8 protein-coding genes and 1 pseudogene are annotated in these 13,016 nt (G+C 72.4%); 5 read left to right on the forward strand and 4 right to left on the reverse strand.

The features are described 5' to 3' along the window. Positions 1–16 precede the first annotated feature (16 nt). From ABZZ20_RS20990 to ABZZ20_RS21005, 4 genes are all read left to right on the forward strand, one after another. A complete protein-coding gene (locus ABZZ20_RS20990; RefSeq protein ID WP_356871633.1) occupies positions 17–2,242 on the forward strand; it encodes a PQQ-binding-like beta-propeller repeat protein in 2,226 nt (741 codons plus the stop codon). 9 nt (positions 2,243–2,251) lie between these two features. Beyond that, positions 2,252–4,783, forward strand: coding sequence for a serine/threonine-protein kinase (locus ABZZ20_RS20995; RefSeq protein ID WP_356871870.1), 2,532 nt, complete (start codon positions 2,252–2,254; stop codon positions 4,781–4,783). Positions 4,784–5,177: 394 nt separating this feature from the next. Further along, a complete protein-coding gene (locus ABZZ20_RS21000; protein ID WP_356871635.1) occupies positions 5,178–5,840 on the forward strand; it encodes a lysophospholipid acyltransferase family protein in 663 nt (220 codons plus the stop codon). 187 nt (positions 5,841–6,027) lie between these two features. Then, on the forward strand, positions 6,028–7,206 hold the full coding sequence (locus tag ABZZ20_RS21005; RefSeq protein ID WP_356871637.1) for a PP2C family protein-serine/threonine phosphatase: 1,179 nt from the start codon (positions 6,028–6,030) through the stop codon (positions 7,204–7,206). A 60-nt stretch (positions 7,207–7,266) separates the two neighbouring features. Here ABZZ20_RS21005 and ABZZ20_RS21010 read toward each other — a convergent pair. From ABZZ20_RS21010 to ABZZ20_RS21020, 3 genes and pseudogenes are all read right to left on the reverse strand, one after another. Next, positions 7,267–7,446, reverse strand: a pseudogene (locus tag ABZZ20_RS21010) (metal-sensing transcriptional repressor); the annotation flags it as partial. After that, positions 7,445–8,029, reverse strand: a complete 585-nt coding sequence (locus ABZZ20_RS21015; RefSeq protein WP_356871639.1) for a rhodanese-like domain-containing protein — start codon at positions 8,027–8,029, stop codon at positions 7,445–7,447. The pseudogene ABZZ20_RS21010 and the gene ABZZ20_RS21015, both read right to left, overlap by 2 nt. A gap of 111 nt (positions 8,030–8,140) precedes the next feature. After that, positions 8,141–9,529 carry a rhodanese-like domain-containing protein gene (locus ABZZ20_RS21020; RefSeq protein ID WP_356871641.1) on the reverse strand — a complete coding sequence of 463 codons (1,389 nt, stop codon included), beginning with the start codon at positions 9,527–9,529 and terminating at the stop codon, positions 8,141–8,143. A gap of 486 nt (positions 9,530–10,015) precedes the next feature. On the opposite strand from ABZZ20_RS21020, the gene ABZZ20_RS21025 reads away from it, so the two are divergent. Continuing rightward, complete coding sequence (locus ABZZ20_RS21025; protein WP_356871643.1) at positions 10,016–12,487, forward strand: SpoIIE family protein phosphatase; 2,472 nt, start codon at positions 10,016–10,018, stop codon at positions 12,485–12,487. A gap of 60 nt (positions 12,488–12,547) precedes the next feature. Here the strand turns inward: ABZZ20_RS21025 and ABZZ20_RS21030 are convergent, their stop codons facing one another. Beyond that, positions 12,548–13,012 (reverse strand): ATP-binding protein, encoded by a 465-nt coding sequence (locus ABZZ20_RS21030; protein WP_356871645.1) that lies wholly within the window; start codon positions 13,010–13,012, stop codon positions 12,548–12,550. Positions 13,013–13,016: the final 4 nt, after the last annotated feature.

Consider the following 13,016-nt stretch of genomic DNA (forward strand, 5'->3'; position numbering starts at 1 on the left):
GGGGAGGGGGAGACGGATGCAGGAGCTCCGTGACGGGGACGCCCGGCAGGTCGGGCCCTTCGTACTCGTTGGACGACTCGGATCCGGAGGCATGGGAGCGGTGTACCTCGGACGGTCCGCGGGTGGTCGTACGGTCGCCGTGAAGGTCGTACGACCGGACCTGGCCGAAGATCCGGCGTTCCGGGAGCGGTTTCGGCACGAGGTCACGGCGGCCCGCAGGGTGTCGGGGGCCTTCACCGCTCCGGTCGTGGACGCCGACCCGGACGCCGACGTGCCCTGGATGGCAACGGCGTTCGTGGTCGGAGTGTCGCTCCACCAGGCGGTCACCCGCCGCGGCCCGTTACCCGAGGACTCCCTGTGGACGCTGACCGCCGGGCTGGCCGAGGCCCTGACCGAGGTGCACGGTGCCGGCCTGATCCACCGTGACCTGAAACCGGCCAACGTGATGCTCGCCCTGGACGGGCCGCACGTCATCGACTTCGGGATCTCCCGTGCAGCCGACGGAACGGCCCTCACCGCCACCGGCGCGGCCATCGGATCGGCCCCGTACATGTCCCCCGAGCAGGCGTTGGGCCGCCCCCTCACCCCCGCGAGCGACCTGTTCTCACTGGCCTCGACGGTCGTGTTCGCCGCCAGCGGCCAGAACCTGTTCGGCGAGGGCGCACCCGCCGCCGTGATGTTCCGCATCGTGCACACCCCGCCCGATCTCGGTGCCGTCCCGGCCGGCCTGCGCCCGCTGCTCCAGGCCTGCCTGGAGCAGGATCCCGCCGCCAGGCCGACCCCGCACCAGGTGGTCGAGTACGTCGAACGGGCCGACCGCCCCGCCCCGTCGGGCGGCTGGCTCCCGGACCCGGTCGCGGCCGATGTGGTCGCCGTAAGGGCGGTACTGACGGCACTGCCCGCACCGTCGCCGACCCGGCGGCTCCTTCCCCGGGCCCCGGACCACCAGCCCCGCTCCGGCCCGAGCCGCCGCAAGCTGATCCTCGGCCTGACCGCCGGGGCGCTCGGCGCGGCCGGCGCGGTGGGCGCCGCACTCACCCTCGGCGACGGCACGGCCGGCGACACCAGCGGCCAGGGCAAGTCCGGGGGCGGGGCCGCCAAGGGGGCGGTCGCCGTCGACCGGCCATCGGCGGACAGCGCCCCGGAGGCTCTGCTGGCCTGGAAGGTGAACCTGCCCGCCACCTGCCCCGACGTACTCTCGATCGGTGGCCTGGTGGTGTGCGTCAGCCTCGAACAGATCCAGGGGATCGACGACAAGGGCCAGACGAAGTGGACACTGAACGGTCCCCAGAATGGACTGACCTTCGCCATGGCGCCCATGCCGAGGACCGTCGTCATGGCCGACGGCGACACCCTGTACACCGTCGGGCAGTCGTTCGGCGGCCCCGCCGGCCCCGGCGGGACGGGGGGAGCGGCCCTCGCCGCGATCTCCCTGACCGACGGGACGTTCCGCTGGAAGACCTCCCTCGACCGGGCCGGCACCCTCGGCACGTACAAGATCTGCGGTATCTCGGGCGGCCGGGCGTCGGTCATCACCGTGGGCGATTCCCGCACCGCCGGCTTCGGCGTGTGGAACATCGACCTGGCCTCGCACCGGACCGCGTGGTTCCAGCAGGCGGACACCACGGTCGTCTTCTCGGCGGTGCCGCGCACCGGAGACCGTACGGTGATCTCCGACCTTAGCCGTATCAAGGCGTTCGACGGCCGGGGCGAGGTCGTCTGGACGCAAGACGTGGCCACCGGCGCGATGACCGCGGCCGGACGCTACCTCGTGGTCGCCGACTCCGGTTCCACCATGGCCGCGTTCGACCAGACGACAGGGGCCAAGGCGTGGACGGTGCCCGGCGCCGTTCCTTCGTCCCAGCGGGGCGAGGGCCTTGCGACCGACCGGGACGGCACCGCGCTGTACGCGCTGCTGAAGGATCGGGACGGCGGGGCCTCGCTGGCTGCAGTGGACCCCGCCACCGGCAAGCCGACCTGGCGCGCCCCGCTCCCGCCCGAACCCAAGGACACCGCTGACACCGGCGCCCGCCTCCTGCACGCCGACGGGAACGTCTACCGGATGGGCCCCGACAGCGTGATCTGGGCGTTCGACGCCTCGAACGGCAAGCCCCGCTGGAAGTTCACCGGCATGAAGGGCAGGAACCCGGCGGAGCTGGCCTGGACCGCCGGCGACGGCCGGGTCTGCATCTCCGACACCGGCGCCAGTACGGTTGCCGCCCTCCACGCGAACGGAGCCTGAGCGATGGTCATGGAGCCGCTGGATCCGTCCGATCCGGCTCGGATCGGCCCGTACACCCTGTCGGGGCGGCTGGGCACGGGCGGCATGGGCTCCGTCTACCTCGGCAGGTCGGCGGGCGGGCGGACGGTCGCGGTCAAGCTCGTACGGGCGGACCTGGCGGACGACCCCGCCTTCCGGGCGCGGTTCCGGGGCGAAGTGGAGGCGGCGCGGGCGGTGGCGGGAGCGTTCACCGCACCTGTCGTCGGCGCGGATCCAGACGCTCCGGTGCCATGGATGGCGACGGCTTTCGTACCGGGGATCTCGCTGCACCGGGCCGTGACCGAGGGAGGCCCGCTGCCGGGCGAGGCATTGCGTGCGCTGACGGCGGGAATCGCGGAGGCGCTGGTCAACATCCACGCAGCGGGGCTGATGCACCGTGACCTGACCCCGGGAAATGTGCTGTTGGCGCTGGACGGGCCGCACGTCATCGACTTCGGCATCGCCCGGGCGGCGGAGGGTACGGCGCTCACGGCTGCCGGGACGATCGTCGGCACGCCGGCGTACATGTCACCGGAGCAGGCGCAGGGGCTGCCGCTGACCCCGGCGAGCGACGTCTTTTCGCTGGGCGCGACGCTGGCCTTCGCGGCGAGCGGCGAGGCGGTGTTCGGCGTCGGTTCTCCCGGACGGGGGAGGGGCGAGGACCAGGAGCGGGACCGGGACCGTGGACAGGAGATCCTGCACAGGGTCGTCCACGCCGAGCCGGACCTGTCCGCCGTACCGGAGGACCTGCGCCTGCTGGTCGCGGCCTGCCTGTCCAAGTCCCCGGCGGACCGTCCAACACCCCGCCAGGTCGTCACCTTCGTCGAACGGGGAGCCGCGCCGCACAGGGCGGGGGCCTGGCTCCCGCCCCGCCTGATCACGGCGATCGAAGAGGCCGCCGCAGTCATGGGCGGCCCGACCACCCCGGCGGCCGAGGCGGATCCGGCGGCCGGCGCGGTTCTGGACGCCGGCGCCGTCGTCGGGGCGCGGGACGGCCGTACGTCCGTCGAACCCGACCTCCCGACGGCCTACGCCCGGTCCGGCCCGCGTCCGGGGCCGAAGCAGACGGACGCGGCAGCCATGGCGTACGCCGACGCCCGGGGCCCGGGGTCCACCCCGGGCAGCACGGCTGAGACGGAGGCATACGCCGCCCGGCCGGCCACCCCGCCCCTCGGCCCCCACGGGGCACCCCACGACACCCCGCCCGCCCCCGACCGGAGCCGCCGCACGGTGTTGCTCTGGGCCGCCGGCGGGGCCGTGGCATTGGGTGCAGGAGGGGCGGTCACCGCATGGCTGGTACGGGACCGGGGCGCGCCCGGGACACCCGGCCCGGACCTCACCGACCGCTCGCGCCTGCTCGACACCGCCACGGTCGCGACTTCCCGCTGGACGGCCCCGGTCACCGCCCCGCTGCTCCAGGTGGTCGGCGGAGCCGCCGGCGAGACCGTCGTGGCCGTCGGCACCAACAACCTCTGGGCCTTCGACCGGACCGGCCGTCCCCGATGGGGCCCGCTGGCCAGCAACTCGAACCGTTCCACGTTCGGCATCGGCGGGGCCTGCGTCGTCGTCGGAGACGGCACCCTGTTCGCCATCGACCAGGCCGGCATCGCCAGCCGAGGCGTGAAGGCCGTCGACTTGGCGACCGGAACGGTCGCCTGGACCACCACCAAGCCGCAGACCCAGATCGCGATGGCCTGGGCGCCCGGCACGTTGGGCGGCCTGGTCTACGTCACCGGTCTGTTCTACGCCCGCGGCGGCACGAACCCGCTCGACCCCACCTCGTTCTCCGCGAAGTCCTTCGTCTGGGCCGTCGAACCGGCGTCCGGCCGCATCCGCTGGGAGCAGACCTTCGACGACCCCTCCGTGGGCCAGGCACAGCTGATGGTCCCGTCCACCGGCAACCGGGTGATCCGCGCGACGGTCAACCCGGACCGCAGCGCCCCCAAACTCTCGGGTCTGGACGTCGAGAACGGCGGCAAGGCCGTGTGGGAGCAGCCCGCTCCCGGCGGCGGCAACGCGGTTACCTCCACCGCCAGCGTGCGCGTCACCTGGGCGGACGGCCCGCACTGCTCGGCCGGTGGTCTCCTGCTCTACCTCAACGACCGGCTCTATGCGATCGATCCCGCCAACGGCCAGGTCGTCTGGCGCACCCCCGACCCCCGGCCCGTCCAGGCCGTCGTAGCGAGCGCGGACGGCGCGACGGTCTACGCCGCCCAGTTGGGCGGCCAGAACCTGCTCTACGTCTACGCCCTCGAAGCCAGGACCGGTACGACGCGCTGGGCCGGCTCGCTGACGCTGCCCGCGTTCGGCACGACCGCGCTCCAGTGCGCCGACGGGCAGGTCTACGTCTGGTCGAAGGGCCAGGTGTGGGCCCTGTCGGAGAAGGACGGAGCGGCCCGCTGGACGTACCACTTCGGTGACAGCGGAGACCTCCTGGCACCGGCAGCCTTCTGGGCGGGCGGCGGCCAGGTCTACGGCCCGGGCGAGGGCGGCCTGGTGGCCGTCCCGGCTGCCGGCACGTAGCCACCGGCCGGGTTCCCACAGCGGGTTCGGGATCTGGCAGGCGCCCTGCGGGGCCGCGTAACCAGGGTAGGAGCCGTCGTCGTCCCACCGGCGCGACCCGGCGGTCGGACGCAACACGGGCGAGCTCGTCCGCACTGCCCGGCCGTGAGGATACGACGGCCAGGACGATCCGGGTGTTCAATGCGGAAAGGGGGTGTCAGGGGCGGGTCCTGCACTGCCGGAGTGCCCGCACCCCACGACGGTGCGCTGATACCGAGCGCTGCCACCGCGGAGCGTTCGGTTCACCGAACAGGTGCCGGAACGGGTGGCACCTGAGCACGGCTACTCAGGCGCCCGGGCGACCGCCGGACCAGAATCAAAGATCCGAACTCGGCCGGATCCGAAGGACCTGCACATGCTCAGTCGTACCGCCACCACCCTCGTGCCGGCCTTCGGCAGGCTGACGGTCACGGCCGACCCCGGCGCGCACTTCGCTCCGGGCAGCGTCATCGTCGCGAACCACACCTCCCTGGCCGATCCGGCGGTGGTGCTGGCCGCCCTCCACCGCCTGGGAGTGCGACCGGCGGTGATGGCAACCGCCGGTCTGTGGCGGATACCGGTCCTGGGTCGTGCGCTGGACCGCGGGGGGCACATCGCCGTGCACCGCGGTACCGAGCGTGCGTCTGCTGCTCTGGATGACGCCGCGGCGGCTCTTGAGGACGGCCGCCTCGTCCTCATCTACGGCGAAGGCCGCCTCCCGCACCGGAAGGATGCCTCGGAAGCGGCTCCCGGACCGTTCCGTAGCGGCTTGGCCCGGCTCGTGCGCGCAACCGGTGCCCCTGTCATTCCGCTCGGGCAGGCAGGGGCCCGGCACCTCGTCTCGGGGTCCCGTTCCAAGCATGTCGCGGGACTACTCACCGCACCGTTGCGCCGTCCCCGGCTGCACGTCCATGTGGGCGCCCGCAGGCATCTGGCCGACGACCTGACGGTGGCGACGGCGCAGGCCCGTCGAGCGGTCACGCGCGCCTGGGAGACGGCGGCCGGGTGTCTGGACGCACCGGTCGGCCAGCAGGCATGACGCCGTACACAGCGCTGCCCCTCGCCAGGGCTGCACTTCGGCGTGGCAGAAACCGGGCGGCGCCGCGGGCCGGCCGGCATCTGCGCAGGTGGGCGTAGCCGTAGCCGTTGTCCGTGGGGAGCTCGCGCGGAGCGGTTGCGGTGAACCGGAGTGGCGGCCATGGGTGCGGGGGAGGCAGGCTGTATTCATGAGAGCGCCCTTGCGCTCGCCCCCGGGACCGGGAGCCGGCGGCCACCACCAGGTCCTTTTCGCCCTCGCGGAGTGCGTGCCCTTCGCGATCGCCCTCTTGGTGCTCCTCATCGAGCTCACACCCGCGCACTTCATCTACACCGGCCCCCTGCTGGTTGCGACACCCGCTCTGGCAGCGGTGACGATGGGGCCCAAGGGCACGCTCGCAGCGGCGGGGGTGGCCGTCGGGGTCAGCGTGACCACCGCCACCTACAACAGCGCCTGGGGCACCCAGCAGGTGTACACGAACTTCCTCGCCCTGTTCCTGGTGGCGATGGCGAGCTTCATGACCAGCCGCGCCGCGCGCACGCGCCAGGAGAACGAGCTCAACCAGATTCGCCGGATCGCCGCAGCCGCCCAGGAGGTCCTGCTGCGGCCGGTGCCGGACCGGCTGGGGCCCGTACGAGCGGCCAGCATGTACCTGGCGGCCGAGACGGGCGCGCAGATCGGGGGCGATCTGTACGACGCGGTCCAGACCCGGTACGGGGTCCGGATGATCGTCGGGGACGTCCGGGGCAAGGGACTGCCCGCCGTACGGGCCGCCGCAGTCGTGCTGGGCGCGTTCCGGGAGGCCGTGCACTACGAGGACGATCTGGTGGAGGTGATCAACCACTGCGGAGCGGCGCTGCGGCGGGACGCCGTCGTCGCGAACGCAGGAACGGGTGCGGGCGTGACCGGCGGTGACGACGACCTTCTGGAGGGATTCGTCACCGCGCTCGTGGTCCAGGTCCCCGACAGCCCTCACGTCGAGGTGGTCAATCGGGGCCATCCGCCGCCGCTGCTGCTGCGCAACGGCACCGTCCGGTTCTTGACGCCCACCGTCCCCCTGCCGCCGCTCGGCCTGGAGGAATTCGTCAGCGGTCCTCCCGGGCAGGCGGACCGCTATCCGTTCGCACCGGGGGACCGGCTGTTGTTGTGCACCGACGGCGTCATCGAGGCCCGCGACCGGGACAACGTCTTCTTCGATCTGCCCGAGGCCATGGTGACCATGCGCGACCACAGCCGGCAGGCGTTCCTGGAGGGCATGCGCCAGGCATTGCTCCGCCACACGCAGAGCCGCCTGGCGGACGACGTGGCGATCATCCTCGTCGACCGGTGCGAAGACGGGGGGCACCGCTCGGCCGACGGGCCGACGTAAGGTTCGTGGCGCGGCAGGAATCCGGCGTCGGACCGGTGCCGGCACGAGGCCGCTCGCGCGTCAGGCGAGGGTGAGGAAGAGCCTCTCCAGTTCCTGTTCGCTCATGGGCGGGGCGCCTACCTCGCTTTCGGCGAGGCACTGGCGCATTCCGCTGGCGACGATCTTGAAGCCGGCCCGGTCCAGAGCCCGGGAGACGGCGGCGAGCTGGGTGACGACGTCCGTACGACGGCGATCGTGATCACGTGTGGTCCCGCAGGGAGGCGATGACGGTGCGGATGTCGCTGCGGGGGCCGCGGTTGTAGGGGAGCTTGGACAGCAGCACGCCCATGGTGCAGGTGTTGCTGAGCGCCGAGTACGTCAGGCCCGCGCCGACGGCGGTTCCGATCAGGTGGAGGCCCGGAACCAGGAGCGCCGCCAGTCCAGTGACCAGGACGATCGCGCCGGCTACGAGGCGGACCTGGCGTTCCATGTCCCAGCGGGCCTCGCCGTGGTTGACGGGCGCCCCGGCCGCTTCCCACGCCATCATGCCGCCGTCCAGGACGCGCAGGTTCGGCAGGCCGGCCTCGGCGAGTGCCTGCTCGGCCTGGGTGGCGCGGGCGCCGGAGCGGCATACGAGGACGACGTCCTCGTCCAGGTGGTTGAGCAGTTCGACGCGGTGTTCGCGGAGGGTGGCCAGGGGGACGTTGTAGGCGCCGGGGATGTGGAGGGTGCGGAACTCGCCCGGGGTGCGCACGTCCAGCAGACGCGGGCCGTTTCCGTGCTTGATCAGTTCCTGGAGGGCGGAAGGAGTGAGGCCGGCGGTGCGGGAGGAGTTGGTGGTCATGGAATCTCCGTAGGGTTCAAGATACGGGGTGGGGTATGAGTGGCCTGGTCGAGCCCCGGCGGCCGCGCGGGTGCGGGCTCTGACGGCCGCCGGTTTCGGATCTCTGGTGGGTCAGGCGGCAACCGGCGCGTGCAGCAGCGCCCAGGCAGCGTATCCGCCGAGGACGTCGGAGACGTCGGCGAAGCCGTGTTGGCGCAGGAGGCTGGCGGCGATGGAGGACCGGTGGCCGCCCGCGCAGTGCAGGACCAGGGGCCGGTCGGTGGGGATCTCGTCGAGGCGGCGGGGCAGCTCACCGAGGGAGATGTGCAGTGCGCCCTCGATGAACCCGTTCGTGCCGCGTTCGCCACAGTTGCGCACGTCGATGACGACCGGCGGCTGTTCGCCGTCCAGAGCGGTGCGCAGCTGCGCGGCGGTCAGGCGGCTGGCCGGGGTGACCTCGTCGGCCATGGCGGTCAGGGCGTCCTCGGGGCTGCGGAGGTAGCCGGCCACCCGGTCGAAGCCGATCCGGGCGAGCCGCGTGACGACCTCCTCCTCGCGGTTTTCCGGCGCGATCACGAGCAGCTCCTTCTGGGGGCTGAGCACCGTGCCCGCCTGTTCGGCGAACCGGCCGTCGGCCGGGACATTGACGGCTCCGCGCAGGTGCCCGGTGCCGAACTCCTGGGGGCCGCGGGCGTCGACCACCACTGCACCGTCCGCGCGCAGCGCCGTGAACTCCTCTGCGGACAGCGGGCGCGGGGCGGCTGCCGGGTCGTACAGGTCGTGGTCTTTGCGGTTGAGGTCGGCGTCGTAGGCGAAGTAGCCCGGTGCTGCCGCCTGGCCGGCGGTGACCAGGGCGACGAACTCGGCCTCGCTCATGGGTGCGCAGGCGTAGTTGGTGGCGCGCTGCTCCCCGATGGTGGACTGCTTCTCGGTGGACAGGTTCTTGCCGCAGGCCGAGCCGGCGCCGTGGGCGGGGAAGACCCGGACCTCGTTGGGAAGGCCCATCAGCTTGTTCTGCACGCTGTCGTACAGCAGGGAGCCCAGCTCCTCGGCGGTCACGCCGATCGAGGCCAGGAGGTCAGGACGGCCGACATCGCCGATGAACAGGGCGTCACCGGTCAGCACGCCGTGCGGGACGGTGTCGTCGGCATGTGCGTGGACGAGGACGCTGATCGACTCCGGGGTGTGGCCCGGCGTCTCCATGATCTGGAGGGTGACGTCACCGAGACTGATGCGTTCGCCCTCGGCGAGCTTGCGGATGGGGTATTCCGTCTCCGCGCGTCGGCCGTAGCCGATCCAGGCTCCGGTGCGTGCTGCCATCTCCAGATGTCCGGCGAGGAAATCGGCGTGGAAGTGGGTGTTGATGACACCGACGACGGTGAACCCGTGGGCCTCGGCGTCCGCGAGGTATTCGGATACGTCTCGGCGGGGGTCGACGACGACGGCCTGTCCGGTGGTCTCGTCGGCGATCATGTACGACGCCTGGGAGAGGCAGTCGAGGTAGTACTGGGCGAAGAACACGAAGAGCCTCCGTCATGAGTCACGGTTCTATACCCATGGGGGTATAGAAGTGGGTAAGGGGAGCTCGCTCCGGGTGTGGCCGGGGCGGGTGGTGCGGGTGGGGCGGATGGGTTGGTGCGGGTGGGGCGTCGGGCGGGTCCGGGGGGTCGGTCCCGTGGTCGTCGGGACGACGCGTGCGGGACCGTCCCGGGGGTACCTCGGGCGACAGATTGCGCGTGCGCCCTGATGGCGGTGAGCCGGTCGGCGGCCTCCTGGGGGTGGTCGAACATCTCCGTGCCCACCTTGTGGGCCGTGCGCCCCTCACCTTTGATACCCCCAGGGGTATTACTCCATCGAAGGTAAGAGACCGTTGCTCCGCTGTCAAATACCCCTATGGGTATCCATGCGTACCGGATGCCCGCGGGGGGTCATCGCCCCGAGCGTCCGAGCCGCGAGGCGGGGCCGCGCGTGGGCGCACGTGGCGGGCGGGCGTGCCATGCTCAAGGGATGAAGGGCGATGCCGCGCCTGCGGGTGACGGCGCCGCACCCGAGGTGCTGGCGCTCGCCAAGGTGGTGGCCAGACTGCGATCGGAAGTCGCGGACCTGGAAGGCGTTGCCGCGACCACGGCCGTCGTCGAGCGGGCCAAGGGCGTACTGATGGCCCAGGCGGGCGTCTCCGCCGACGCGGCGTACGAGATGCTCCTCGACCGAGCCGGCGAGTGGGGCCACACCCTCCTGGAGGAGTGCTGGGTCACTCTGGGGCGAGTAAGCTCGCGCCCGCCGCCCGGGACCGCCCAGCTCTCGCCACCCGGCCCTGCGTCCACCGGTGGGCCTGCCGAGCCGGCCGACGCGGCTTTCCGCCCTCGCCACACCGGTCGCCACGCCGGTCGCCGCGACGGCGACGCCGCACGGCGTGGTCTCCTCGCCCGTCTCGCCGCCGGCCTGGCGACGGCCCACGGCGGCGACGACATCGCGGAGCTGCTCCGGGCCGTGCTCGGCGGGGCGGCCGGTGTGGATGCGGTGATGATCTACACCCTGACCTCCGCCGGAAGCCTGGAGCTGACGGGCCGCGCCGGCATCGACGAGACCCTGGCCGAGCAATGGCGCCACATCCCCCCGCTCAGCGGCGTCGCCGCCCACGAGGCGATCGCCGGACGCCGCACCCTGTGGCTGGAGGACCCGGAGGAGGACGCCCGGCGCTACCTGCTGATCGGGGCGCCGCTGAACCGATGGCCCTCGCGCGCCTGGCTTCCCGTACCCGGCGACGGGCCCCCCAGGACCGCCATCGGGTTCCTGCGCGCACAGCCGGGCCCCTTCGCGGCCGAGACCCGGGCGCTGCTGCGCCGGGCGGCCCGGCTGTGCGCAGGCCCGCTGGGAACGCCGGAACGGTCCCGCGACGCCGAGGAGGCCCGCGGCGGCGCCGACGTGACGTCCGTCCAGCGGATCCTGGACGCGCTAGCCGGACCTGCGATCCTGCTCACCCCGCTGCGCTCGGAGGCGGGCGAGGTGGAGGACTACCGCATCGACGCCGCGGCGCCCGAGTCCGTGGATGTGGCCGGGCGGCGCGGCAAGGAGCTCGTGGGCCGCCGGATCCTGGAGACCTACCCGACCGTCGTGGGCAGCCCGCTGTGGGACGGCTACCTGGAGGCGCTGGCCACGGGAACGACGTACGAGGGTGAGCCCTTCACCTACGAGGAAGTGGTCGCCGGCGTCCCCCGTCGGTCCGTCTACTCGGTCAGAGCGTCCAGGTTGGGGGACCGCCTGGTCGTGGCCTGGGTCCGCGACGACAGGAGCGAGCGCGAGGTGCGGCGGCTGGCCGACATGCAGCGGCTGGGCAACCTCGGCTGGGTGGCCTGGAACCTGGCGACGGACACCATCACCTGGTCCGAGCAGGTCTACGCCATGTTCCACCGCGACCCCCGGGAGGGGCCGATGACACTGGAGGAACTGCCACGGCACCTCCACCCCGACGACCTTCCGAAACTGGCTGCGGCCGTCCAGCGGCTCGTGAGCGAGGGGGAGAACATCGACCAGCCCTTCCGGATCACCACCGCGCACGGCGTACGGCACCTGCGGTTCGTCGCCGAGGCACAGACGGACGCCGACGGCACTCCGGTCGAGGTGCACGGCTTCTTCCAGGACATCACCGCGCAACGCGGCACCGAGCTCGCGTTGCGCGAGAGCGAGCGCGCCGTCCTCCTCCAACGGGGCATGCTCCAGGCCGAACGGGCGCTCGCTGCCCGTCTCCAGGACACCCTGCTGCCGATCCCCGAGCAGTCCCTGGAGCTGGCCGGCCTGTGCATCGACGTCGCCTACGTCCCCGCCGACAGCGGGGTCAACGTCGGGGGTGACTGGTACAGCGCCATCGAACTCCCCGACGGAAGCGCCCTGTTCGTCGTCGGAGACGTGGCCGGCCACGGCCTGGCCGCCGTTGGCGCCATGGCCCAGCTGCGGTTCACCGCGAAGGGCATGACGGTCACCGGCTCTCCCCTACCCGAAGTCCTGAACCGGCTCAACACCCTTCTGCTCCACACCGCTTCGGGTCCGTCCGCCACCGCCACCATGGTCATGGCCCGCTACCAGCCCCTGGAGCGGCGCCTGACCTGGGTGCGGGCCGGCCACCTGCCCCCTCTGCTGATCCGGGGCGAGCAGGCGGACTTCCTCGCACAGCCGCAGGGCAGCCTGCTCGGCGCCACCTTCGACTCCTCCTACGGACAGGAGGCCATCGACCTGGTGCCCGGCGACCACCTGCTGCTCTACACCGACGGACTCGTGGAGGAACCGGGCGAGGACATCGAGGTCGGACTCGACCGGCTTGCCGCAACCACCCTGCGACTCCTCCGACAGGGCCGCGGCGAAACCCTCGCCCGGACGCTTGCTGCGCTGCGTACGGGCAACCGCGACGACATCTGCGTCCTGGACATCCACGTTCCGGACGCCGAGGCCGACCATCGGGCCGCAGCAGCAGGCGAACCGTAGAATCCGTTGACGCCCTCAACACCCTCAACGCCCACGGAGATCGGCGCCATACCTGTCCGGCTACTGGGAAAGCGTCCCACCACCCTGCCGGAGGGCCGGCGCTGCGTCGACCTCCACCCACACACACTTCCCGCCGTCCGACGGCTCCGAGCCCCACTCCCGGGCCAGTTGCTCCACGATGAGAAGCCCGCGGCCCCCGGGCCTGGCCGGGGTGGACGGGAACCTGACGACCGGCGCTACCGGACTCCCGTCCGTGACCTCGATGCGCAGTCGTTCGGCGGTGCAGCGCAGCAGCAGCGACGTCGGCCCGCCCGCGTGCAGGCAGGCGTTCGCCACTACTTCGGACACCATGAGCAGGGCGTCAGCAGCACTGTCGTCCGCGCGGCCCCTTTCGCCCCCGGCCCCCGGCGGCCACTGCCACTCGGTGAGGGCCCGGCGGGTGAAGTCACGGCAGCGGCGGACGGCATCCGTGGTGCCGTGCAGCACCAGTTGCCGTGTCTGCTGCGGTGACCGACGTTCATTCATCGGT

Origin of the sequence: Streptomyces sp. NPDC006430, from assembly GCF_040612395.1 — a bacterium.
GTDB lineage: Bacteria > Actinomycetota > Actinomycetes > Streptomycetales > Streptomycetaceae > Streptomyces.